Source organism: Collinsella sp. LCP19S3_B7 (assembly GCF_052121795.1).
Classification (GTDB): Bacteria; Actinomycetota; Coriobacteriia; order Coriobacteriales; family Coriobacteriaceae; genus Collinsella.
Genome location: NZ_JBQKDO010000001.1, coordinates 148,654 through 173,467, shown reverse-complemented (window position 1 = coordinate 173,467; position 24,814 = coordinate 148,654). Strand labels below are relative to the sequence as shown.

21 protein-coding genes are annotated in these 24,814 nt (G+C 60.0%); 12 read left to right on the top strand and 9 right to left on the bottom strand.

Annotation, left to right across the window (positions count from 1 at the left end):
* Positions 1-149 precede the first annotated feature (149 nt).
* The 3 genes from ACTQW0_RS00785 to ACTQW0_RS00775 all read right to left on the bottom strand — a co-directional run bounded on the left by ACTQW0_RS00785 (position 150) and on the right by ACTQW0_RS00775 (position 2,280).
* Entirely contained in the window at positions 150-725 is a 576-nt protein-coding gene (locus ACTQW0_RS00785) for a hypothetical protein (RefSeq protein ID WP_441566441.1), read from the bottom strand.
* Between the two features lie 145 nt (positions 726-870).
* Entirely contained in the window at positions 871-1,101 is a 231-nt protein-coding gene (locus ACTQW0_RS00780; protein ID WP_441566439.1) for a hypothetical protein, read from the bottom strand.
* A 261-nt stretch (positions 1,102-1,362) separates the two neighbouring features.
* Entirely contained in the window at positions 1,363-2,280 is a 918-nt protein-coding gene (locus tag ACTQW0_RS00775; RefSeq protein ID WP_441566437.1) for a diacylglycerol/lipid kinase family protein, read from the bottom strand.
* Positions 2,281-2,378: 98 nt separating this feature from the next.
* Here ACTQW0_RS00775 and rnd point away from each other — a divergent pair, with 98 nt between their 5' ends.
* The 7 genes from rnd (at position 2,379) to ACTQW0_RS00740 (ending at position 9,316) form a co-directional block, all read left to right on the top strand.
* A complete protein-coding gene (rnd, locus tag ACTQW0_RS00770; protein ID WP_154517283.1) occupies positions 2,379-3,512 on the top strand; it encodes a ribonuclease D in 1,134 nt (377 codons plus the stop codon).
* Positions 3,513-3,576: 64 nt separating this feature from the next.
* Positions 3,577-4,281: a zinc metallopeptidase gene (locus ACTQW0_RS00765; protein ID WP_441566435.1), complete on the top strand. Its 705-nt coding sequence runs from the start codon at positions 3,577-3,579 to the stop codon at positions 4,279-4,281.
* A 115-nt stretch (positions 4,282-4,396) separates the two neighbouring features.
* On the top strand, positions 4,397-5,848 hold the full coding sequence (xseA, locus tag ACTQW0_RS00760; RefSeq protein WP_441566433.1) for an exodeoxyribonuclease VII large subunit: 1,452 nt from the start codon (positions 4,397-4,399) through the stop codon (positions 5,846-5,848).
* A 42-nt stretch (positions 5,849-5,890) separates the two neighbouring features.
* A complete protein-coding gene (gene xseB / locus ACTQW0_RS00755) occupies positions 5,891-6,157 on the top strand; it encodes an exodeoxyribonuclease VII small subunit (RefSeq protein ID WP_006234311.1) in 267 nt (88 codons plus the stop codon).
* Positions 6,158-6,312: 155 nt separating this feature from the next.
* Positions 6,313-6,648 (top strand): histidine triad nucleotide-binding protein, encoded by a 336-nt coding sequence (locus ACTQW0_RS00750; protein WP_035137921.1) that lies wholly within the window; start codon positions 6,313-6,315, stop codon positions 6,646-6,648.
* Between the two features lie 147 nt (positions 6,649-6,795).
* A complete protein-coding gene (locus ACTQW0_RS00745) occupies positions 6,796-7,974 on the top strand; it encodes an acetate/propionate family kinase (protein ID WP_006234305.1) in 1,179 nt (392 codons plus the stop codon).
* Between the two features lie 163 nt (positions 7,975-8,137).
* Entirely contained in the window at positions 8,138-9,316 is a 1,179-nt protein-coding gene (locus ACTQW0_RS00740) for an acetate/propionate family kinase (RefSeq protein WP_441031553.1), read from the top strand.
* A gap of 550 nt (positions 9,317-9,866) precedes the next feature.
* Here ACTQW0_RS00740 and pta read toward each other — a convergent pair.
* Complete coding sequence (pta, locus tag ACTQW0_RS00735) at positions 9,867-10,847, bottom strand: phosphate acetyltransferase (protein WP_441031550.1); 981 nt, start codon at positions 10,845-10,847, stop codon at positions 9,867-9,869.
* 231 nt (positions 10,848-11,078) lie between these two features.
* On the opposite strand from pta, the gene glf reads away from it, so the two are divergent.
* Complete coding sequence (gene glf / locus ACTQW0_RS00730) at positions 11,079-12,281, top strand: UDP-galactopyranose mutase (protein ID WP_427729079.1); 1,203 nt, start codon at positions 11,079-11,081, stop codon at positions 12,279-12,281.
* The gene (locus tag ACTQW0_RS00725) at positions 12,274-13,305 is read left to right on the top strand and encodes a glycosyltransferase family 2 protein (RefSeq protein WP_441031548.1); all 1,032 of its coding nucleotides are present in this window, start codon (positions 12,274-12,276) and stop codon (positions 13,303-13,305) included. The genes glf and ACTQW0_RS00725 overlap by 8 nt, the downstream gene beginning before the upstream one ends.
* A gap of 364 nt (positions 13,306-13,669) precedes the next feature.
* Here the strand turns inward: ACTQW0_RS00725 and ACTQW0_RS00720 are convergent, their stop codons facing one another.
* The 5 genes from ACTQW0_RS00720 to ppk1 form a co-directional block, all read right to left on the bottom strand.
* The gene (locus tag ACTQW0_RS00720; RefSeq protein ID WP_441031546.1) at positions 13,670-14,671 is read right to left on the bottom strand and encodes a P1 family peptidase; all 1,002 of its coding nucleotides are present in this window, start codon (positions 14,669-14,671) and stop codon (positions 13,670-13,672) included.
* 100 nt (positions 14,672-14,771) lie between these two features.
* Positions 14,772-15,353, bottom strand: a complete 582-nt coding sequence (locus ACTQW0_RS00715; RefSeq protein WP_441031544.1) for a Maf family protein — start codon at positions 15,351-15,353, stop codon at positions 14,772-14,774.
* A complete protein-coding gene (locus tag ACTQW0_RS00710; RefSeq protein WP_427718432.1) occupies positions 15,350-15,892 on the bottom strand; it encodes a DJ-1 family glyoxalase III in 543 nt (180 codons plus the stop codon). The genes ACTQW0_RS00715 and ACTQW0_RS00710 overlap by 4 nt, the downstream gene beginning before the upstream one ends.
* A gap of 176 nt (positions 15,893-16,068) precedes the next feature.
* A complete protein-coding gene (gene rlmD / locus ACTQW0_RS00705) occupies positions 16,069-17,397 on the bottom strand; it encodes a 23S rRNA (uracil(1939)-C(5))-methyltransferase RlmD (RefSeq protein ID WP_427748199.1) in 1,329 nt (442 codons plus the stop codon).
* Positions 17,398-17,483: 86 nt separating this feature from the next.
* Entirely contained in the window at positions 17,484-19,892 is a 2,409-nt protein-coding gene (gene ppk1, locus ACTQW0_RS00700; protein ID WP_441540632.1) for a polyphosphate kinase 1, read from the bottom strand.
* Between the two features lie 548 nt (positions 19,893-20,440).
* On the opposite strand from ppk1, the gene arcA reads away from it, so the two are divergent.
* The 3 genes from arcA to ACTQW0_RS00685 all read left to right on the top strand — a co-directional run bounded on the left by arcA (position 20,441) and on the right by ACTQW0_RS00685 (position 24,440).
* Positions 20,441-21,682 carry an arginine deiminase gene (gene arcA / locus ACTQW0_RS00695; RefSeq protein WP_427719159.1) on the top strand — a complete coding sequence of 414 codons (1,242 nt, stop codon included), beginning with the start codon at positions 20,441-20,443 and terminating at the stop codon, positions 21,680-21,682.
* A gap of 138 nt (positions 21,683-21,820) precedes the next feature.
* Entirely contained in the window at positions 21,821-23,299 is a 1,479-nt protein-coding gene (locus ACTQW0_RS00690) for an amino acid permease (protein ID WP_441540633.1), read from the top strand.
* A 16-nt stretch (positions 23,300-23,315) separates the two neighbouring features.
* Positions 23,316-24,440, top strand: a complete 1,125-nt coding sequence (locus ACTQW0_RS00685; protein WP_441566431.1) for an aminotransferase — start codon at positions 23,316-23,318, stop codon at positions 24,438-24,440.
* Positions 24,441-24,814: the final 374 nt, after the last annotated feature.

Here is a 24,814-nt window from a genome sequence, read left to right as displayed (position 1 = left end):
AGCTCGTTGTTTGGGACAGTCTTTGCTGGTGAAGCACGGAGACGGCTTTACGAGGTGCCCCAGGTTGGCGCGAAAGAGGAGCGAAGCGTACTTGGGTACGCGAGCGACGAATGAACGCCAAGATGGGGTGGCTCGTAAAGCCGAGCGGGTTAGTTAAGCCTAAGGGCCTTCTGGATGGGCGGATAGAGCGCGCCGACCAGAATGGCGTTGAACACAGCGGTCATGGCGACGACGGGCAGCATAGCTGCGGCGAGTTCGCCCACTACGCCGAGCATGGCCATCTTGATGACCATGAAGATGACGCCCGAGACAAAGGTGGTCACGAACGTAGCGACGATGGCGACGGCAGGCTTAACTTGGCCATCCTTGGCGGCAGTGTTGACAATGACGGCCATAAGCATGGCGGCGATGCCCTCGGCGGCAAAATCGACAAACGGCGAGGTAGTGGTGATCTGGATTACGGCCGCCGAGATGAGACCGATGACGAGTGCCTGACCAATGTTAGGACGAACGACCAGGATGGTGAGGCAGAAGGCCGAGATGATGAACTCGGGGCTAATCATGCCGCCCGAGATACCCGAGATTGCCTTGCCGACGGTAAAGTTGAGGATGAAGCCGGCGGCAAGCAGGATGGCGAGCAGGACAAGGGCGCGAACATCGAGTTTGCCGCGGTCGGCGGTCTGGACGGTGCGGGGCTGGGCGCCGGCGGTGGTGTTCTGAGACATGGTGAAGGTCCTTTCAGAAAGGGGAGTATAAGAGAAAAGCGGAGGCGCGTGATGCGAATGCGATCGGGCTCGAGATAGAAAAAGGCCCCCGGTCGAAACCGGAGGCCTTCCAATCACCTAGAGCGCAAAAACAGGCATGAGGGACTCACCGTCGACCGATCGTATTCGCATCACGCCACCACCAGTTGTTGAGAGACGTCATCGTGTTCTTCATGTTGGTGGCTCCTTTCGTGATGCCATGGCGCGGTCGCGCCCAGTTGCTGTTGCGCTGCACTATAGCACAGCAAAGTGTTTGCGGGGAATCTTTTTTGAAAGATTTCAGCGGCGTTTCCCGCCGGTCGAATGGGCGGCTGGGCGGGCGGGCGACCTTGGCCATCCCGCCCGCGCCTTAAGGTGTGGGGTACTTAGGCCTTCTTGCGACGATAGAGTACGAAGCCACAGACACCGATGATGATGGCGCCAACACCCATGGCGGCCATGTTGTTGCCCTCGGACTTCTCCTCGGTGATTGGATGAATATCATACCAATGTGGATTTACTTCTTTCGGCGGTGAATCACGTTGATGGCGTAGCCCACGAGCAGGGCCAGAACGATGACGATAAAGCCAAGGATAGGGTTGTCTTTCACGGGGTTCTCCTATTTTCCGAGTGGTGAGAATTCGTCGACGATGAGGTCGAGGCATTGCGGAAGCGCGCGGGCGCCAAAGACACCGGAGTTGCTGGAGATGATCTCGCCATCGAACTGCATACCCAGCGACGGCGTGCAGGTAATCTTGGCTTCCTTGGTCTGGATAATCTTAAACTGCGGGCGGCCGAGCACCTTGCCGGCGGGGTCGAGCGCGGCGGTGATCACGGTTGGGAGCAGTTGCACGGTTTTTACGGGCTCGATGACTGCGATGTCGACCATGCCGTCGTTCATGCGGCAGTTGGGGAACAGGTTGATGTCGTTTTGGATGACTGAGGTATTGCCCGCCATGCAGCAGATGCCGTCGAGCTCCTCGACAATGCCGTCGTGTTCAATGGTAAAGTGCGCCACCGTGGGGTTGGGCGTGGCGAGCGCGGAGAGGAAGTAGGCGATCTCGCCAATGTCGTTTTTGGTGGGAGCGGCCTTCATCATGATCTCGGCGTCGAAGCCCGAGCCGGCGATGATGATAAAGCCGTGGCGCTTCTCGTTACCGTTCTCGTCGATCCAAAAGAGCTCACCCATGTCCACCTTGACCGTGCGGCCGGCGCGGCAAGCCTTGGCAAGCGCCGCCGCCTCGGGGGCATTACCGATGTTGTTAAAGAACAGGCAGGCTGTGCCGGAGGGGAAGATGAGCGTAGGGACACCGCACCCGCGCATCTGGTCGAGCACGTTGGAGACGGTGCCGTCGCCGCCCGAAACGACTACGCGGTCGAACTCACGAACGTCCGCTACCGCGTCCTCGGGCTCCATGCCATCGCCGATAAAGCGCATTACGACCTCGTCGCCGCCTTGTGCAAGAGCGTGCGTGAATGCGTAGATTTCATCGGAGCTGGGACCCGATGCCGGGTTGTGGATGATAAGGCAGCGCATACTTACGTTCCCGTTCTGTGACTAACCGAGTATAGTTGTAGGGCAATGCCGATATCCTACCCGTGTTTTTCGGGCCTAACCTTATTCGATGGGTTGATATGTACATTTCCACACATCAGGCTCTACTCGACTTTTGTCAGCGCGCTCGTGAGTTCGACGCGATTGCCGTCGATACCGAGTTTTTGCGCGAGCGCACGTTTCATCCGCGCCTGTGTTTGGTTCAGATTGCCACCCCTGCCGAGAGCGTCGCGGTCGATCCTTTGGTGATCGACGACTTATCGCCGCTGGCCGAGCTTATGGCCGACGAGAGCGTGGTCAAGGTCTTCCACGCCTGCTCGCAGGATATGGAGGTCATGCTCCACACCGTGGGCGCGCTGCCGCGACCGATTTTTGACACACAGGTCGCCGCCGCCTTTTTGGGCGAGCGCCAGCAGATTTCCTACGGCGCGCTCGTTCAGACGTTCTGCGGCGTATCGCTGCCCAAGACCGAGTCGCTGACCGATTGGTCGCGCCGCCCGCTGAGCGATAAGCAGATTGAGTACGCGATCGATGACGTCAAGTATCTGATCGTCGCCTATACCGAGATGATGAGCCGCCTGCGCGAGCTGGGCCGCGTGGACTGGGTGCTCGACGAGTTGCGCCCGCTGGCAGACGAGTCGCACTACCGCGCCGACCGGCATGAGGCATTCCGCAAGGTCAAGCGCATCAACTCGTGTAGCCGCCATCAGCTGGGCATTGCGCGCGAGCTTGCCGCCTGGCGCGAGGACCGCGCCGAGCGCCGCAACATCCCGCGCAAGTGGGTCATGTCCGACGATACGCTGCTGGCGCTCGTCAAGCGCAATCCCGTGCGTGTTGAGGAATTCCGCAGCATTCGCGGTACCGACCAGCTGGGGGAGCGCGACGTGGACGGCGCGCTTATGGCCATCAAGCGCGGTGCGAGCTGCCCGCACGATCGCCTGCCGCTCATGGTGCGCGGGCATCGCCAAATTTCGCCGGAGCTGGAAAGCGTGACGGATCTCATGTACGCGCTCATTCGCCTGGTCGCCGAGCGTTCGGGCGTGGCGACCTCGGTCATTGCCTCGCGCGATGACCTGGCCGACTATATTGAGCATCCCGAGCAGAGCCCTCTGCGCGAAGGTTGGCGCTTTGAGCTCGTGGGCTCGCGCCTGGACGATCTGCTCTCGGGCAACATGGGGTTGACGGTCAAAGATGGCAAAATTGAATTGCTATAAGGAAGTCTAGCCGCTTGAGTGGGTAGAATGCCTCCAACGTGTAACTCGATTCGGAGGAATTCGCATGCCCTATTACTATGGTTATGGCTTTGGCATCGACCCGCTGTACCTGCTGGTCGTCCTTGTTTGTACGGTGCTCGGTCTTGCCGCGCAGAGCTATATCAACTCGACGTATAAAACCTGGTCCAAGGTTCGCTCGGACGGCGACACGGGCGCTGCGGTTGCGCGCCGCATGCTCGACGCCAGCGGTTGCAATGCCGTGGGTATCAAGGGCGTCGCCGGTGAGCTCACCGACCATTACAACCCGCAGGATAACAACCTGTATCTCTCGGATGCCAACCGTTCGGGCGGATCGGTCGCAAGCGTTGCCGTCGCCTGCCACGAGGCGGGCCACGCCGCCCAGCGACAAAGCGGCTATGCCATGATGAAGGTGCGCACCGCTTTGGTCCCTGTCGTCAACTTTACTCAGAACACCTGGACCATCGTGCTGCTCATGGGCCTGTTCATGAACATCGCGGGTCTCACGACCCTCGCGCTGGTCTTCTTCTCGTTTAGCGTGCTGTTCCAGCTGGTTACGTTGCCGGTCGAGATCGATGCCAGCCGCCGCGCCGTGGCGTACATCGAGCAGTCGGGGATGAGCTCCAAGCAGGTCAACGGTGCCAAGAAGGTCCTGACGGCAGCCGCGCTTACCTATGTTGCCGCAGCGCTCACCTCGATCATTCAGCTGCTCTACCTGATGGCTCGCTACAACAGAAACTCCAACCGATAACAAATTGGCTTGACAGGCGCCGCGGGGATTTGTGTCCCCGCGGCGCTGTACTATGTGTTGGACTTGAATTTGCGCAGGGCTGGAGCCTTTGTGCACGATAACGAAAGGAGGCTGCGTGGCAGGCTGGAATCTAACCGGCAATGCTGTTTCCGCCGAGTTTGACGGCTCGGACGATCGGGAGCGCAAGGAACTCAGCGTGAGCCAGGCGGTGGAGATCGCCGCCGGTGCACTCGATGCTATTCCGCAGCTGAGTGTCTTGGGCGAGGTCACGGGCTTCCGTGGCCCCAATGCCCGAAGCGGCCACTGCTACTTCCAGATTAAGGACGATTCGGCCGCCGTTGACTGCATCATTTGGAAGGGCGCCTATCTCAAGCGCACGTTCGATCTGCGCGACGGCATGCAGGTGAGCTTTAAGGGTAGCTTCAATCTCTATAAGCCCACGGGCCGCATGAGTTTTGTCGCCCGCTCGTTTTCGCTGGCGGGGGAGGGTCTGCTGCGTCAACAAGTGGCGCAACTGGCCGAAAAGCTGAGCCGCGAGGGCCTGATGGACGAAGCGCGCAAGCGCCGCATCCCGGTGTTCTGCTCGCGTGTGGCGGTCGTCACCTCGCTTTCGGGTGCCGTAATCGATGACGTCAAGCGCACATTGCGTCGTCGCAACCCACTCGTCGAGCTCGTTTGCGTGGGTGCCAAGGTTCAAGGCGAGGGTGCGCCGGCAGAGCTCATTGAGGGTTTGCGTCGCGCCGCTTCCATTACGCCGGCGCCCGATTGCATTTTGCTGGTGCGCGGCGGCGGCTCCTTCGAGGACCTCATGACCTTCAATGACGAGGAGCTTGCCCGCGCGGTGGCGGCTTGTCCTGTGCCCGTGGTGACCGGCATTGGCCATGAGCCCGATACCTCGATCTGCGACATGGTGAGCGATCGCCGCGCCTCCACGCCCACGGCGGCGGCCGAATCGGTGGCGCCGGCTATGACGGAGTTGGCCGACGTGCTTGAGACGCGCCATCAGCGTCTGGGCGCCGCGATGGCTTCGATGATCGGGTCGGATCAGGTCGATCTGGAAATGCTCGACCAGCGCGGTCGTCGTGCCTGGGACACCTATACAGCTCGTCTGGGCGACGCGCTCGATGCGGCCGCGTGCCGCCCGTGCCTCAACGATCCAACATTTATGGTCGAGCGTCGCGAGTCCGAGCTTGCCCTGACTGCCGATCGTCTGTCCGGCGCTGTAACGCGTTCGGTTGGGGCCTTCCGCTCCAACTTTGAGCGTCTGCCCGAGCGCTTGATCGCAAGCACCTCGGGGCTCGATGGCAAGCGCCATGCGCTCACGCTTGCGAGCTCCCGTCTGGAGCATCAGGGGCGCACGATGTTCAGCAAGTCCGCGTCCGACCTGGGCCGAGCTGCTGCGTCGCTCGATGCCTTGTCGCCGCTCAAGGTGCTTGCCCGCGGTTACTCCATCGCGTACAGCGAGGACGGTGTGGCTACGAGCGCCAAGACCTTTAAGCCGGGCGACGCTATTCGCGTGCGCATGGCGGACGGCAACGTGGCAGCAACCGTCAACGCGGTCGAGTAGACCTCGTTTCACAGTGATAGACCCTTAGGAAAGGAAACAGATATGGCAGAGAAGACCCCGGTCGAGCAGCTTACGTACAAGCAGGCCTCGCAGGAGCTGGAGCTCATCATCCGCAGCCTGGAGTCGGGCGACATGGAGCTCGAGGAGTCGCTCGAGAGCTATACCCGCGGCGTCGAGCTCCTCAAGAGCCTGCGTACCCGCTTGTCCGATGCCGAGCAGAAGGTCTCGGTGCTCCTGAAGGACGTCGACGGCAACGACGTGCTCGCCGACGGCGAAGCCGCCAACACCGACGACAACCTTTCGTTCTAACCACCTCGCAGCCTACTTTGGGGTAGTCTTTTTGGGACGGGGCTTTTTTGACTACCTTTGCGCGACGGCTCGCCAGGTGCTTGCGCTTGCGAAAAAGTAGTCAAAAAAGCCCCGTCCCAAAAAGACTACCTTGGTCTGCGAGAAAGGAACCAACCATGTGTGATTGCATCTTCTGCAAAATTGCCAACCACGAGATCCCCTCAACCGTCGTTTACGAGGACGATCAGGTCATCGCGTTCGACGACCTCAATCCCCAGGCGCCGGTCCACACGCTCGTAATCCCCAAGAAGCACTACAGCGACATCGCCGACAACGTACCTGCCGAGACCATGGGCGCCATGGCCCACGCCATTCAGGAGGTCGCCAAGGCCAAGGGCCTGGAGGACGGCTTCCGCGTCATCTCCAACAAGGGCGTCAACGCCGGCCAGACCGTCATGCACTTCCACATGCACGTCCTCGGCGGCAAGAACCTGGGCGAGAACCTCATCTGAGGACGCTTCTTCCGTGGGATGAGGCGAAAGCTTAGGCACCGATAACTTATATATCAACGCAATAAACCCGAGCGCGAGGACGTTTGGGTTTATTATTGAAGCGTATGTAACCTGGCGGCGCCACACCGCCTGTTAGTAGGGAGACACATGAACGTTCTGGTCGTCAACGCGGGATCTTCGACCCTTAAGTATCAGGTCATCGATACCAAGTCCCACAAGGTGTCCGCAAAGGGCTCCTGCGAGCGCGTCTGCTTTACCGGCGGTACCTTCACCCACGCTGCCAACGGTTCCAAGAAGGTGACCGAGAACATCGAGTTCCCCGACCACAAGGTCGCCATCGAGGTCGTCCTGAAGGACCTCGAGGCCAACGGCGTCAAGATCGAGGGCATCGGCCACCGTATCGTTCAGGGCGGTTGGTACTTCGGCGATTCCTCCCTCGTCGACGAGGACGTCCTCGCCAAGATCCGCGAGGTCGCTCCGCTCGCCCCGCTGCACAACAACCCCGAGGCCAACGTTATCGAGTACTGCCTCGAGCAGTATCCCGACCTGCCCAACGTCACGGTCTACGACACTGCTTTCCACTTCAACATGCCCGAGGTCGCCAAGACCTACGCCCTGCCCAAGGACGTCTGCGACAAGCTGCACATCCGTAAGTACGGCGCCCACGGCACCAGCTACCGCTACATCTCCAAGAAGGTTGCCGAGATGACCAACGGCGAGGCTCGCAAGGTCGTCGTGTGCCACATCGGTTCCGGCGCTTCCCTGTGCGCCATCGAGGACGGTAAGTGCATGGACACCACCATGGGCTTGACGCCGCTCGACGGTGTCATGATGGGCACCCGCTGCGGCTCCATCGATCCGGCTACCGTGTGCTACCTGCAGCGCGAGGGTGGCTACACCTTCGACGAGGTCGACGAGATGATGAACAAGAAGTCCGGCCTTTTGGCTGTGACCGGCGGCAAGACCAACGACTGCCGCAACGTTGAGGAGCTCGCCGCTGCCGGCGACCCCGAGGCCCAGCTCGCCTTCGACATGTTTGTCTACAAGATTGCCGCCAAGGCTGCCGAGATGGCTACTTCCATGTGCGGCATGGACACGCTCGTCTTTACCGCTGGCATCGGTGAGCACGCTCCGGCCGTTCGTGCCGGCGTCGCCGACCGTCTGGCCTTTATGGGCGTTAAGATGGATCATGCCCGCAACGCCCTGCGTGGTGACGGCGCCTGGTGCCTGTCCGCCAAGGATTCCAAGGTCAAGATCTTCGTCATCCCCACGGACGAGGAGTTCATGATCGCTTCCGACGTCGAGCGCATCGTCAACGGCAAGTAATTGCAAGAGGGGAGGGGCTGGGCGACCGAGCGCCGTTCGGCCCCTCTTTTGCGCTCGTTGGGCGATATGCTGATAGCTATTTATCAAGATATGATAACTTCTTATTAACATTCGGTCGCCTTAAGGGGTCTGCGTCGACCGTATTGCACTGCAAAGGAGTCTCATGAACGTACTTGTTGTCAACGCCGGCAGCTCAAGCCTTAAATATCAGCTTTTGGATACCGATACCCGCGAGGTTTTCGCCAAGGGCAACTGCGAGCGTATCGGATCGGACATGGGCATCTTTGGCCACTCCGAGAGCGGTGGCGCCAAGCAGACCGAGGAGGTCCCTTTCCCCGATCATCGCTCTGCTATCGCTCGTGTGCTCGAGGAGCTTGAGAAGACCGACTTTACGATTGATGGCATTGGGCATCGTATCGTTCAGGGCGGCTGGCACTTCGATGATTCCGCAGTCGTCGACGACGAGGTCATGGCCAAGATTCTTGAGGTGGCACCGCTCGCCCCGCTGCACAATTACGGCGAGGCCGCGGCAATCGAATATTGCCGCGAGAAGTATCCGGAGCTGCCCAACGTGGCCGTCTTCGACACCTCGTTCCACATGACTATGCCCGAGGTCGCCTACACCTACGCGCTGCCCAAGGACGTGTGCGACAAGTACCACGTGCGCAAGTACGGTGCACACGGTACGAGCCACCGCTACGAGTGGATGATGGCCAAGGAGATCTTGGGCTCGCGCTGCCACCGTCTGCTTTCGTGCCATCTGGGCAACGGTGCTTCGCTCGCCGCCATCGAGGACGGCGTGTGCCGCGACACCACGATGGGCCTCACGCCGCTCGATGGCCTGATGATGGGCACCCGTTGTGGTTCCATCGACCCTGCTACCGTGTGCTACCTGCAGCGTGAGGGCGGCTACAGCTACCAGGAAGTCGATGACATGATGAACAAGCAGTCTGGTCTGCTTGCCATCTCGGGTATCTCCAACGACGCCCGCGACATCCGTACACGCGCCTCCGAGGGCGATGAGCGCTGCCTGCTCGCCTTCGACATGTTTGCCTACAAGGCCATGCAGCAGGCCGGTTCCATGATCGCATCCATGGCGGGCGTGGACACCATCACCTTTACCGCCGGCATCGGCGAGAACGACTGGTCGATCCGCAAGGCCTTCTGCGACTGCTTTGAGTGGCTGGGCGTGCGCATCGACAACAATAAGAACCGCGAGGCCGTGGGCAACGGCCCGCAGGTCATCAGCGCCGCCGGTTCCGCCGTCACGGTCATGGTCATCCCCACCGACGAGGAATACATGATCGCCCACGACGTCGAGCGTCTGACCGCGAACAACTAGCGTGCCGATTGCATGTAAACGAAAGGCCTCCGAAGCAACAGCTCCGGAGGCCTTTTTCTGGAGGGCGGACGGCGGAAACCCCATCCCATTTTGAACGCGGATTTTGGGACACACTTTCCGTTTGGGGCAGGTTGCGGAAAATACAACCCACAACAAAGCAAAATTCCGTCCCGCAGTTTCCCAAACAGCCCCCAAGTGGAAGTTACATCCCACAATCCACCTTCAAACCGGGACACACTTTCCGGCAGAATGGCCGCCGAGGCCCTATAAGCCTTTCAAATCCAAAGTGACCATATCCGCATCGTTTGACCCCCAGCAACGGCATCCAATCATTCAGATTCCCAGCCCCAACTCGTAGCCAAGCCGCCGTCCGCCCCAGATTCCCTGAATGCTACGTGGCGGTAGAAGGCCGTACGGGCTAACCCCTGAAAACAATCCGCAGACCAGAAACGCCCCCGTTCGTAGCTCCGGAGGAGCAGAACGGGGGCGTTTCATTGGTCGAGGACGTTTTCAGGGGTTAGCCCGTACGGCCTTCGGGCGAGTGCGTCCGCTACTCAGCCATCTGAGCCTGGACGGCGGTGATGGCTACGACACCCACGATGTCGTCGGCAGAGCAGCCGCGCGAAAGGTCGTTAACCGGCTTGGCGATGCCCTGCAGGATGGGGCCGTAGGCGTCGGCGCCGGCGAAGCGCTGGACCAGCTTATAGCCGATGTTGCCGGCCTCGAGGTCGGGGAACACGAGCACGTTGGCCTTGCCGGCAACGGAGGAGCCGGGAGCCTTGAGCTGGGCGACGGTGGGGACGATGGCGGCGTCGAGCTGCAGGTCGCCATCGATGGCGAGCTCGGGAGCCTTCTCCTTGCAGAACTTCACAGCCTCCTGGACCTTCTTGGCGACCTCGCCGCCGGCGGAACCCATGGTGGAGTAGGAGAGCATGGCCACGTGCGGCTCAACGTTGCCCATGAAGGTGGACCAAGAGTGAGCGGAGGCGATGGCGATCTCGGAGAGCTCATCGGAGGACGGGTTGATGTTGAGGCCGCAGTCGGCGAAGATCAGCGTGCCGTCGGTGCCGAACTGCGGGGTGTCGGTGCACATCACAAAGAAGGCCGAGACCAGCTTGGTGCCCGGGGCGGTCTTGAGGATCTGCAGCGCGGGACGCAGGGTGTCGGCGGTGGAGTGGCAGGCGCCGGAGACCAGGCCATCGGCATCGCCCATCTTGACCATCATGGTGCCAAAGTAGGTGGCGTCCATCAACTGGGCGCGAGCCTGCTCGATGGTAACGCCCTTCTTGGCGCGGAGCTCGGCAAACTTCTGCGCGTACTCCTCGTGCTTCTCGGCATTGCGCGGGTCGATGACGGTAGCGCCGGGAACGTCGATCTCGTCGGGGTTGCCCAAGATGACGATCTTTGCCAAGCCCTCCTCGATGATCTTGGTAGCTGCGATGATGGTGCGCGGATCTTCGCCCTCGGGCAGGACGATCGTCTTAAGGTCGGCCTTGGCGGCAGACTTCATACGGTTTAGGAAATCGCTCATGTTACTCCTTACAAGCGTTTCGCTAAGCTCCAGGCACCCGGCTGTCCACGAATAAACCCGCTGCTAGCGGGTTTACCTTTCAAATATGTACGCCGGGGTGCTTGAGCTTTCCTTGTGTGGCAAGCTCATTATAGGACGCATTAGCGCTATAATCGCTCTGATAAATATGTCTCGAAGAATGTTCGAGAAAAGCCCAGCTAACGAGCCCGTGGCTTTTGACAAGGAGTATCGATGCAGATTACCTCAGGCCTGCCTGAAGGCTTTAACGCCGGCGCATACGACATGATTGTCGTCGGTGCCGGGTATGCCGGTGCCGTTTGTGCCCGCCGTCTTGCCGAGACCATCGGCTATCGCGTTGCCGTTTTGGAGCGCCGTGGCCACATTGCGGGCAATGCTTACGACTGCTTTGATGAGGCCGGGATCCTGGTCCACGAGTATGGTCCGCACATTTACCATACCTTTAACGAGCGCGTCCACAATTTTCTGTCGCGCTTTACCAAGTGGACGGACTACCAGCACAAGGTGCTCGCCAACATCAACGGCACCCTTATGCCCGTGCCCTTTAACCACGCGAGCCTCAAGCTCGCCTTTGGCGATGAGCGCGGCGAGGAGCTGTATCAGAAGCTCGTGGAGACCTTTGGCAAGGACGTCAAGGTGCCCATCATGGAGCTGCGCAAGAAGAACGACCCGGATCTTGCCGAGGTCGCCGATTACGTCTACGAGAACGTCTTTTTGCATTACACCATGAAGCAGTGGGGCCAGACGCCCGACCAGATCGATCCCTCGATCACCGGCCGCGTTCCCGTCTTTGTGGGCGACGATGACCGCTATTTCCCGCAGGCTCCCTTCCAGGGCATGCCGCAGGACGGCTATACCGCGTTGTTCGAGCATATGCTCGACCACGATCTGATTGATGTGTTCTGCGACGTGGATGCCCGCGACCTCTTTGAGATTGACGAGACCACCGTCAAGATCGACGGCAAGGTCTATGGCGGCGAGATCGTCTACACCGGTCCGCTCGACGAGCTGTTCAACCTCGACTTGGGCGCTCTGCCGTACCGTACGCTCGACATGAAGTTCGAGACGCTCGATATGGACCAGTTCCAGCCCGTGGGCACCGTCAATTACACCACGAGCGAGGATTACACGCGTATCACCGAGTTCAAGAACATGACTGGTCAGGTCCTGCCCGGCAAGACCACCATCATGAAGGAGTATTCCAAGGCCTATACGCCCGGCTCGGGCGAGACGCCCTATTACGCCATTCTGGAGCCCGAGAACCGCGAGCTCTATGAGCGCTATCTTGAGCGCGTCCAGAACCTGACGAACTTCCACCCGGTGGGTCGCCTGGCCGAGTATCGTTACTACGATATGGATGCCGTGACCAACTCTGCCCTCGATCTTTCGGATGAGATTATCGCCTGCCATGCATAAAGTCATATCATTCGGTATTCCCTCGTATAACGCCGCCAAGGACATGGACCATTGCATCACCTCCATTCTGGAGGGGAGCAATTACGCCACCGATATCGAGATCATCATCGTCGATGACGGTTCCAAGGACGAGACGGCAGCTAAGGCCGATGAGTGGGAGGCGCGTTACCCCGGTATCATCCGCGCGGTGCATCAGGAGAACGGCGGTCACGGCATGGCCGTCCTCTCGGGCCTGCGCGAGGCGCAGGGCACCTACTACAAGGTCGTCGACTCGGATGACTGGCTCGACGGTGCGGCGCTTTCGACCATGCTTTCGATTCTGCGTGGCTTTGAGGAGCGCGACCAGCGCGTCGATCTGTTTATCTCGAACTATGTGTACGAGAAGGTTTACGAGGGTACGCATACCGCTATTGGTTACAAGTTTGCCCTGCCGCGCAAAAAGATCTTTACCTGGGACCAGATTGGCCATTTCCGCCCGGACCAGAATTTGCTCATGCACAGCCTGTGTTATCGCACGGATGTGCTGCGCGCGTCCAATCTGCCTATGCCGTCGCACACGTTCTATGTCGACAATATCTACGCCTATGTGCCGCTGCCGCGCTGTAAGACCATGTACTACGCCGACATCGACCTCTATCGTTACTTTATCGGTCGCGAGGGCCAGAGCGTCAACGAGGCCACGATGGTCAAACGTCTGGACCAGCAGTTTCGCGTGACGCGCATTATGATGGAGGCGTTCCATTTGTACAGCGATGTCGAGTCGTCGCGTCTGCGCGCGTACATGATGGGCTATTTCACCATGATGATGGCAATTTGTTCGGTGCTAACCAAGCTTTCCGATGAGGATTGCGCCGACGAGCGCTTGACGACATTGTGGAGTGATTTGAAGGCCTACGACGAGCGTATGTATCGTCGTGCACGCTACGGTGTGGTCGGCTTCTTTACCAACCTGCACGGGCGGGCTGGAGACAAAACCACACTCGGCCTATACCGTCTTGCCTCAAAGATCTTCAAATTCAACTAGTGCATAAACGCTCGGGTAACGGGGACCCCTGGTCCTTAACTTGCTACTTCGAACAGTCCTGCGCAAGACGGAGGCGCCACTGGCGCCTCCTTTGCGTGCGGAACTCGTATCAAGTTAAGGACCAGGGGCCCTCTGCTATGTCCCGCTTTATGTCAGCAAGCTGAATTTGAAGATCTTCGACGCGCGGTACACAGGGGCCTGGGCTGAAAAGGTCTTAGTTGGTAGTCGGTCGGAGGCGGGCGGGCGTTACGTTTGTCGCGAGTTCCGCATGCAAAGAAGGCCACTTAATGTGGCCTTCGTCTTGCATAGGACTGTAGAGCAGCAAACGTAACGCCCGCCCGCCTCCGACCGACGGTCGAGTGGATTACTTCGCGATGCCGGGGATGCCGTGGGATGTTTTGGCGGTTTTGGCTCCGTTTACGATGGCGGTTTCCAGGGCCCTTACGGCGAGCATGCCCAGCAGGTCTAGGGGAACGGCGGCGCTTGCCTGGCTGCCCAGCTTGCCGCTGGCAAGGGTGTAGATGGTGTCACCGTCGTTGGTGGTGTGTGTGGGGCGGATGGCGTGTGCATAGGCGTCTGCGGCCATCTGGGAGACCTTGGTGGCCTGGGCCTTAGTGAGCTCCACGTTGGTGACGATGCAGCTGATGGTGGTGTTGGTGCGGTCGAGTGGCATTTTCATAGAGCCGGCGGCGGCAAGGGCGGCGTGCTCCATGTCGACGATCTGGTCGCTATCGGCTGCGGCGCGCATGCCGGCCACCCACTCGCCGGTGGTCGGGTCGACCACGTTGCCACAGGCGTTGACCGAGACCACGGCGCCCACCTTGACGGTGCCGAGTGCCACGGCAGCAGCTCCAAGGCCAGCCTTCATGCAGGTGGCGGGCCCCATGAGCTTGCCTACGGTGGCGCCGGTGCCGGCACCTACATTACCCTGCTCGAGTGTGGTGGGGGTATGGTCGAGCGCCTCGCGCACGGCGGCGATACCGGCCTCAATGTCGGGACGCACGGTGGGATCGCCAAAGGCGAGGTCGAAGATGCAGCTGGAACACACGATGGGCACCTGCGTGGGGCCGACGGGCAGGCCGATGCCGCGGCTCTCGAGTTCGCGGGCCACGCCGCTTGCCGCTTCGAGACCAAAGGCCGAGCCGCCCGAAAGGCAGACGGCGTGGACCTTATCGACGGTGTTCTCGGGACGCAGCAGATCGGTCTCGCGCGAAGCGGGAGCGCCACCACGTACGTCAACGCCGCCGGTGGCACCCTCGGGCGCCACGATTACGGTGCAGCCGGTGCCGGCCTCTTCGTCTGTATAGTTGCCAAAGCAAAAGCCATCGACATCGCAAACGTCAATGGCTTCGAACAGTGTGTCCATGTTTTCTCCTATCGGTTTTCCGCCGGGCCTTATGCTCGGTCGGGATCCGTACGGTACGGCAAAATTGTAGGCGCCGGGGGATACCCAGCGCCAGATGCAATTACGAGAGTTTTTGAATCGCGCGTGTGACGCGAGCGATGGGTAAGCCCACCACGTTGTAGAAGTCGCCCGAAATGTCATGCACGAGCATGCGGCCGCCTGTGCCCTGGATACCGTAGGCTCCGGCCTTGTCCATGGGTTCGCCGGAGGCAACATAGTGCCCGATCTGCTCCTCGGTAAGCTCATAGAACGTCACGTCGGTCACATCGACAAACGACAGACTTTCGGCGGCATGCGGAGCTGCAGCGTCGCCGGCTTTAACGATGCAGACGCCGGTTGCCACCTGGTGTGTGCGGCCCGAAAGCTCGCGGAGCATGGTGCGTGCCTCGTCTTCGTCTGCCGGCTTGCCCAAAATTTGCCCGTCAAAGGTGACAATGGTATCGGCTGCGACAGTCAGTTCGTTGGGTTCGGCGTGCTCTGAGGCAACGGCAGCGGCTTTGGCGCGTGCCAAACGTTCGACAAGCGTAAGCGGAGCTTCGCCATCAAAAGGTGTTTCGTCGATATCTGCGGGAATTACGCGAACGTCATAGCCCGCCTCGCGCATCAGCTCTATGCGGCGCGGCGATTGCGAAGCCAAAATCATAGCTGGATGCCCTCGGCAACCTTCTCGACGGCCTTGTCGCCGGCGAGTGTGCGCAGCAGCTCCAAGGCAAAGGGAAGTGACTGTGCCATGCCGCTGGCAGTGATGATGTTGCCGTCTTGCGTGACCTTCTCACCGGTATAAGCACCCTCGGGGAAGCTCTTCTCAAAGCCGGGGAAGCACGTGGCTCGGCGTCCCTCGAGCAGACCAAGCTCGCCCAGGATAAACGGGGCGGCGCAGATGGCGGCAACGTGCTTGGTTGCGGCGAACTCGCAGACTACATCGCAGACACGCTGGTCGGCGCGCAAGTTGGTGGCTCCGGGCAGGCCGCCGGGCAGCACGATGCAGTCGTACTCCTCAAAGTTGATTTCGTCAAAGAGCGCATCGCAGGTCACGGGAATCTGCAGCGAGCTCACGACCTCGCGTGTGGGCATGATCGAGACGAGCGTGGCGCGCACGCCGCCGCGACGCATGACATCGACCATGGTTAGGCATTCAATAGTTTCAAAACCATCGGCGGCGAGAACGGCAACGCTGGGCATGAGAGTTCCTTTCGTAAGGCGGATACAATTAGCCGTCTTATACCCCGAAGACCTATGCTTGCCACGCTCGATTTCCCAATGTTTAAAAGGGGACGGGGATTAAATAATCATTCGGAACAAATTTATTTTTATCCCCGTCCCAGAAAAATCATCGGGTGTGGTCTTGGGCAAACAGTCTAGTTGCGCTTGAGATGGGCGACGGTTTCGCAGTGGAAGGTTTGCGGGAACAGGTCGACCGGCGTGATCTTGACGGGGGAGAAGGTGCCTTCCTCGACAAAGCGCTTAAGATCGCGTGCCAAAGTCGCCGGATCACAGCTCACGTAGGCCACGTCGCGGGCGCTCGTGCTGGCGATGAGGTCGATTGCCTCGGGTGCCAGACCTGCACGCGGCGGGTCGACCACCAGGACATCGGCATCCTGATCGGGGAACTCGCGCACGGCATCGCCGCCGATGACATCGACGTTATCGAGCTTGTTGATCTCGAGGTTGCGGCGCAGGTCGCGCACGGCCGGGCCGTAGGCCTCGACGGCGGCAACAAAATCACAGCGGCGGGCGAGCGGTAGGGTAAAGGTGCCGGCGCCGCAGTACAGGTCCATGGCAAGCTCGTCTTCTTGCGGGTCGAGCGCCTCCATGACAAGCTCGATCAAAATCTCGGCGCCCTTGGTGTTGACCTGGAAAAACGATGGGGCCGAAAGGCGCATCTGGCCGTCGGCGATGTTCTCGGTCCAGGAGCCCTCGCCGGCGAGCATCTCCACCTTGGAGACGCGGCGGGCCTTCTTCTCGCCCTTGCTCATGACGCGCACTACGCTCGTGGGGCGAGCGGCGTCTGCCAACACGCGCGAGACCTGCGAGCGCGGGAAGGAGCCCGTGGGCGTCCAAAGTGCGACCTCGAGTGCCTTGGTGCGACGCGAAGCGCGAATGCCCACGCGCTCCAGACCCAGATCGTGACTGCCGCTCAGATAGTTGAGCGCGCCGACGACCGATTTGAGCGCCTTGGGAAAACGCTTATCGAACAGCGGGCACGAATCTACGGTGACGATCTTGCTGGGATCGACGCCGTGCATGCCAAGGCGAACGCGGCCGTTAACGAGGGTGGGCTCCAGCTCAATCTTGTTGCGGTAGCCCCAGTCGTCCTTGGTGTGGCGGATGGGCTGGACAAGATCGTTGACCTGCTCGGGGGCGAACTTGCCAATGCGCTCGAGCGTGGAGCGCAGGTTTTGCTCTTTGGCGGCAAGCTGCGCGGTGCGCGAGAGATTGCCCCACGAACAACCGCCGCAGACGCCCACGAAGGGGCAGGGGGGCTGAATGCGATCGGGGCCCGGCTCCAGAATCTCGGTCGTGCGGGCGCGCATAAACGACTTGCCGTCCTGCACGATCTCGGCCTCGACGGTGTCGCCTGCCACGGCGCCCTGCACAAAGACGGCCTTGCCGTTGTCGGCGTGCGCCAGTCCGTCGGCGCCGTAGGTCATCGATTCTATGGTGAGCTTCATGTTCCTGCCTGTCATTCGCGGTATTGTTCGCAACCATGGTAGCAGGGAAAAGCGCCCCGTATTTGGGGTATTCCTCAAATACGGGGCGCTTCTACAAACGTCTATTTCGTCTTGCCGGTAATGAGCGTCTTAAGGCCTAGGCCGATCAGGCCCAGTCCCATGCGCACGCGACCGGGGCGATGGCGCTCGATGGTCTTGGTCTTGCCAGCGGGCTTCTCGCGGCGGGCGCCCTTCTCGGACGCGGGGTTGGCCGTCTGCGGTTGGGGCCGAGGAGCAGGCTCGGACTCAGGCTCTATGACGGTTGCCTGAACCTTCTGGACCTCGGGTGCGGCCGGCTGCGGTTCGAGCTCAGGCTTGGATGCGAGCGTAGGTTCTGCCTTGGCGACGGCCTCGGCGTTGCGATAGGCACGCTCCAGCAGAGCTTCCTGCGAGTTGAAGGGCTTCTCGCCTTCTTTGCGCTCCACGGGAATCCAGGTGCCGTCACTCGTCAGACTGCGTGCCTTCACGTTGTCGCGCAGCTGCATGCCCATGTACTCGTGCACCTGGGCGCGGCAGGTGGGGTCGAGCACGGGGAAGGCGATCTCCACGCGGTGCTCGGTGTTGCGCGTCATCATGTCTGCCGAGCTCAGGTAGATCATATCCGAGTCCACGCCAAAGGCATAGACGCGCGCATGCTCCAAAAAGCGTCCGACGATGGAGCGCACGTGCACGTTCTCGGTCTTGCCCGGAACACCGGGCTTGAGGCACGAGATACCGCGGATGATCATGTCCACGCGCACACCGGCACACGATGCCTCGGCGATCTTGTCGATGACCTCGCGGTCGGTAAGCGAGTTGAGCTTAAAGAACACGCGGGCGGGCTCGCCGACAAGGGCACGCTGAATCTCGCGGTCCAGGCCGCGCATGATGAGCGGCTTGAGGCCCACGGGCGCCACGCCCAGGAAGCGGTAGTCGCCGCGCAGGTTGCCCAGCGACAGGTTGCGGAAGAACAGGTTAGCGTCCTCGCCGATGCCGGGATGCGCGGTCATGAGCATAAAGTCGCTGTAGAGCTTGGCCGTCTTCTCGTTAAAGTTGCCGGTACCCAAAAGCGTCAGACGGGTAAGCGCCATGCCCTCGCGATAGGTGAGCTGGCAGATCTTGGAATGGCATTTAAAGCCCTCGGAGCCGTAGATAACGGTGCAGCCGGCCTCTTCCAGCCGCTCGGCCCATTCGATGTTGTTTTGCTCGTCAAAGCGGGCGCGGAGCTCCATGAGCACTGTAACCTCTTTGCCGTTTTCGGCAGCATCGATGAGCGACTCGCACAGGCGGCTTTGTTTGGCCACGCGGTAGAGCGTGATGCGAAGCGAGATGCACTCGGGGTCGTAGGCTGCTTCGTGCACCAGGTCCAAGAACGGGTTCATGGTCTCGTAAGGGTAAAAGAGCAGCTTGTCGTGCTGCAGCACCTGGTCGCGGATGGAGCGGGTCATATCGATGGTGGGGTTGGGCTGCGGCCTAAACGGCGTAAAGAGCAACTCGTTGCGTAGATGCTCGGGTATTTTGCCCTCGATGCCAAAGACATAGCCCAGGTTGAGCGGGATATCGCAGGTAAAAACCGAGCGGCGCGAAAGCTCGAGCGCTTTGCGGATGGTCTTGAGCGTTGGCTTTTCGAGCGAGCCCGATACGGCGAGCACCACCGGCTGCAGGCGCAGGCGCTTCTTGAGGATGCGCTTCATGTGCTGGCGGTAATCCTCTTCCTCCTCGACGCCCTCGCCGTCCGGATCGATGTCGGCGTTGCGGGTGACGCGGATGAGCGCGCGGTCGAGCGGCTTATAGGAGCCGAAGCAGCTGTCCAGGCAGGCGAGGATGACGTCCTCGAGCAGAATGTAGGAGTAGGTGCCGGTGGGCGAGGGGATTTCGACCACGCGGTTCATCGAGGCGGGAATCTCGATAAGGCCCAGCAGGCTCTCCTCGTCGGTGATGCCGTCCAGGCCACAAGCCAGATAGAGCGCGCCGTTGCGCAGGTTGGGGAAGGGATGGCGCGGGTCGATGACCAGCGGCGAGATGACCGGTGATACGTAGGCCTGGAAGTAGCGGGTTACAAAGGTATGTTCCTCGGGCGTAAGCGAATCGATGCGGGCGCGGTGAACGCCCAGAGTGTCGAGCTTGTCCTCGATGCTCTTAAAGATCGACTCCCAGCGGGTAAGGAGCCCGGGCAGCTCTGCCATGACAGCATCGACCTGTTCGGAGGCGGTCATATTGCTCTTGTTGTCGACGGGCTGTTTTTTGAGCTCCGCCAGATCGGACAAGCCGCCCACGCGCACCATGAGAAACTCGTCGAGGTTTGACTCGAAAATCGAGACGAACTTAAGGCGCTCGAACAGTGGCACAGACTCATCGAAGGCTTCGTCGAGTACGCGGTTATCAAAGCGCAGCCAGCTAAGCTCTCGATTTTGCGTATACGAGAAATCGCGCGGTATCTTGCGCAGCTTGGCGGCGTTCTGCTTCTTTTCGATTTTGCTCGGCATATGCATCTGTCCGTTCAGTCCCCAAAGGGACGGTAGCCTAACACTGTTTGCTATTGTCTCAATTTAGTCGACCTATGGCACGGACGTATCGCGCGAACGGTATCTTTACCTACTTATTACGCTGACGATCCGAAGCACTAACGTCCGGTGCTTTGAACAAGCGATCTATATCCTCACTCAACTGGTGAGAATGTATGAATAAGAATGATAGCAAGCTGAATATAATCGAATTTAGGTCGAATCGAGGACAAGCGTCATTTATATGCAGAAAACCGTTTTCGCTATGCAATTTTGAATCATGGATAACTTTGAGTGTTCAATCTTGATTTCCTAGAAAAATAACGTTTACCTAGGAAAATCTGCTTTACGAAACTGAAGTGCATCATGGGAAATCAAATGCGATATACCGTTCATCGTACTTTGTTGACCGTTCGGGGGCGAGGTGGAATTGCGGGTGGTAATTGGATATAACTAGAGCTGTCAGCAAGCAGCGCTCCATACGGAGGGGCGCTGATACATTCGGCCAGTAAGGCCCGAAAGAAAGGTAGGAGGCCATGACGAAAGGTCTGCACGTGCCTTCCGAGATCGGCAAGCTCAGGAAGGTCTGCCTGCACCGTCCCGGCGACGAGCTCCTCAACCTGCCGCCCGACGAGCTCGAGCGGCTCCTGTTCGACGACGTCCCGTTCCTGGAGGTCGCGCAGCAGGAGCACGACACCTTCGCCCAGATCCTGAGGGACCAGGGCGTCGAGGTGCTCTACCTCGAGAACCTCGTCGCCGAGGTGTTCGACCAGGTCCCCGGCGCCCGCGCCGAGTTCACCGACCAGTACATCGCCGAGGCCGGCATCCGCGGGAAGCACATGCCGCAGATCGTCCGCGAGAAGCTGGACTCCATCGAGGACAACCTCGAGTTCGTCAAGAAGACCATGGCCGGCATGACCAAGGCCGAGATCGAGATGCCCCTCACGGCCTCCACGACCCTCGACTCCCTGGTCAACTCCGAGTCCGAGTCCGACCTGATCATCGACCCGATGCCCAACCTCTACTTCACCCGCGACCCGTTCGCGGTCGTCGGCGAGGGCGTCAACCTCAACCGCATGTACTCGGTCACCCGCAACCGCGAGACCCTGTACGGCAAGTACGTCTTCAAGTACCACCCCGACTACAAGGACGTCTCCCTGTACTTCCGCCGCGACTGCCAGTTCCACACCGAGGGCGGCGACGTGCTGAACATCAACGAGAAGACCCTCGCCGTCGGCATCTCCCAGCGCACCCAGGCCGCCGCTATCGACGTCATGGCCCAGAACATCTTCTGGAACTCCGACTCCAAGGTCGAGCGCATCCTGGCCTTCGACATCCCGGTCTCGCGCGCCTTCATGCACCTCGACACGGTCTTCACCCAGATCGACGTCGATAAGTTCACGATCCACCCCGCCATCATGGGCACCCTGCGCGTCTACGAGCTGACCGCCGGCAAGAACCCGGGCGACGTGAACATCCGCCTGATCGAGGACACCCTCGAGCACGTCCTGGAGGACGCCACCGGCGTCGACCAGGTCAAGCTGATCCCCTGCGGCGGCGGCGACCCGATCGCGGCCTCCCGCGAGCAGTGGAACGACGGCTCCAACACCCTGTGCGTCGAGCCCGGCAAGATCTGCGTCTACGCCCGCAACACCGTCACCAACGACGTGCTGTACAAGGAGGGCCTGGACCTTCTCGTCGTGCCCTCCGCCGAGCTCTCCCGCGGCCGTGGCGGCCCGCGCTGCATGAGCATGCCCTTCTGGCGCGAGGACCTCTAAGGTTTTCAAAGACCCGTACAGGTCTTAAAGCAAACGTCTAACTGCCATTAGATGTCTCCCATTGGGGCGGTGCGGATCTTTCGCACCGCCCCATTCTTGTTTAATGAAGCTAATTCAACAACAGATAAGGTGGCCATTATGTCTAAAGACAGTCGTGTCGATAACCCCAACGGTGTCGGCTTTTTCGGCCTTGTCGGCATGGTCGTTTCCTCCTGCATCGGCACGGGCGTCTTCGCCCTTACCGGTCAGCTCGCTAACGTCGCCTCTCCTGGTGCTGCGCTCATCGCTTGGGTCGTTTGCGGCCTGGGCTTTTTGATGCTGGCGCTCTCGCTCGCCAACGTGGGTTCCAAGCGCCCCGATCTTGACGGCGCCTGCGCGTACGCGGAGGAGGGCTTCGGTCCTTTCCACGGATTTATCTCCGGCTGGGGCTATTGGCTTTCCGCCTGGCTCGGCAATGTCGGCTTTGGCACCATGATCGCCCAGGTCCTGGGTTCCGATTATTGCCTGGGCACGATCATGCCGGGCGTGTTCTCGGATCCCGTGACCGGAAACCCCGCTGTCGTCGGCGTCGTTGTCGTGTCGCTGGTCCTGTGGGGTATTACGTTCTTGGTCATTCGCGGCGTCGAGAGCGCTGCGGCCTTCAACGCGATCGTCATGGTCATTAAGATTGCCTCCATCCTGCTGTTCATCGTGTTTTCCTGCTTCGCCTTTAATGCCGGTGTGTTTACCGCCGACTTCTGGGGCACCGCCGCGCGCAATGCCACGATCATCGCCGCCAACTGCGTTGAACTCGGAAGCGTTGCCAACCAGGTCACGCAGTGCATTCTGATCATGATGTGGGTCTTCATCGGCGTCGAGGGCGCTTCGGTCATGTCCGGTCGCGCTAAGCGCAAGAGTGAAGTCGGCTCCGCCACTATCATCGGCTTGATCGTGCTGCTCACCCTCTACATCGGCGCTTCCGTCATTCCGTACGGCGTTGTTGACTATGCCGATCTGGTTGCGGCTCCCAAGCCTGCCACCATTTCCGTGTTCGAGCAGCTTGCTCCCGGCTGGGGCGGCGCCTTCATCTCCTGGGCCATCATCATCTCGGTGTGCGGCTCCTGGCTCTCCTTTACCATGCTTCCTGCCGAGGTCTCCTCGATGATGGCCGACCACGGTCTGCTTCCCAAGTCCTGGGGCGAGGTCAACGCCAAGGGCGCGCCGCAGATGGCCTTGATTATCGTCGGTGCCCTGACGGAGGCGTTCATCATCATCGCCACGTTCGCTGCCGACGCTTATACCTTCGCGATCTCCATGTGCACCGTGACCATCGTTGTCACCTGGGCCTACGCTGCTGCCTATCAGGTCAAGCTCTCTCGCGAGCGCGGCGAGTCGGGCCAGGCTCTTATCGGTATCCTCGCCCTGGTGTTCCAGGTCGTCGGCGTGCTCTTTACCGGCTGGGGTTTCTTGCTGCTTGCCTGTCTGGGCTACATTCCCGGTTTCCTGTTCTATCGCAAGGCACTCACCGAGTCTGGTCAGTCCATGGGCAACGGCCAGGTTATCTGTGCCGTGGTGATCGCCCTTTTGGGCATCATCTCCATTCCCATGACCTTCGCCGGCATCATCCCCGTGTTCTAGCGATTGGAGCCTAGCCATGGATATCAAGACAATCGGCGTTGAGGAATGGCTCAACGTTTGGGAGAAGAGCGCTACGTGGGATATCGCCCAGTCGACGATCTCGTCGCTTACCATGGGCGAGTTGCGCGCGCTCGACGAGCAGGACGGCGCTACCTTCTACGAGCGCCTGGACCGCGAGAAGATGAACTACGGCTGGATCGAGGGCTCGCCCGACTTTAAGGCCGAGGTCGCCAAGCTCTATCGTCGCGAGGTCAATCCCGATCACATTCTTCAGACCAATGGCTGCACGGGTGCCAACCTCAACGCCATCATGGCCGTTGTCGAGCCCGGCGACCACGTGATTGCCGAGTGGCCTACCTATGCGCCGCTCTACGAGATCCCGCGTACACTGGGCGCCGAGGTCGAGTATTGGGAGCTTCGCGAGGAGCTCGGCTGGAAGCCCGATATCGAGGAACTCAAGCGCCTGGTTCGCCCCAACACGAAACTCATCTGCATCAATAACGCATCGAACCCCATCGGTACGGTGCTTGATGCCGATACGCTCGGTCAGATTGCCGAGATCGCCCGTTCGGTGGGCGCCTACGTGCTGTGTGACGAGGTGTATCTGCCGCTCGAGAACACCGAGTCCTTTATGTCGATGGTCGACGTGTATGAGAAGGCCATTGTCACCAACTCGGTGTCTAAGACCTATTCGACGCCTGCAGCCCGCGTGGGTTGGGTCGTGGCCGACGAAGAGGTGTCCAATCGCATCCGTACCTATCGCGATTACACCATGATCTGCGGCGGCGTGTTCAACGATGCCCTGGCGACCTATGTGCTTGAGCACAAGGACAAGATTCTCGAGCGCAACCGCAAGATCGTGTCTGGCAATCGCGATATCGCGCAGGCTTGGATCGATACGCAACATCGCGTTTCCTGGACGGCCCCGCAGGGCGTGTCTACCTCGTTTATCCAGCTTGATATTCCCGAGGACGACGAGGAGTTCTGCAAGCGCCTGTTGTCCGAGAGGGGAGTGCTGCTGGTGCCCGGCAGCCGTTTTGAGCTTCCCTGCGGCGCACGCCTGGGCTACTGCGCGAGCGAAAATGTTCTTCGCAAGGGCTTGAAGCTTCTGGGCGAGGCACTGGCCGAGTTCGATCGCTAATCCCTTGAGGCCCTCGAAGGCCTAAACCTTACTTGGCCCTAGGTGTACCGAATGCAGACCCGCCCCTTTTGGGGAGCGGGTCTGCATGTCTTTGCCGCCGGAAAAGTCAAGTTGTTACAAATGGAGACGCAAGATCGATCGGGTATTCGACGGGCCTTATACTAAGCTTCCGGTGAACGGTATCCAACGTCTGGTAAACGGTAATCTGTTTGCTAAAAATGAATAGGACAAACTTTTTTATGAATAAAAATCAAAATGGTTGAGACACAGCAAGAATTGCGAATTCTATTCATATCGTTGCACGAAATATGCAATCTGAGGGTGGTTTAATAAAGTTTAGTTCCATTTGATTTTTGGATTGAAAACGCGTTTAA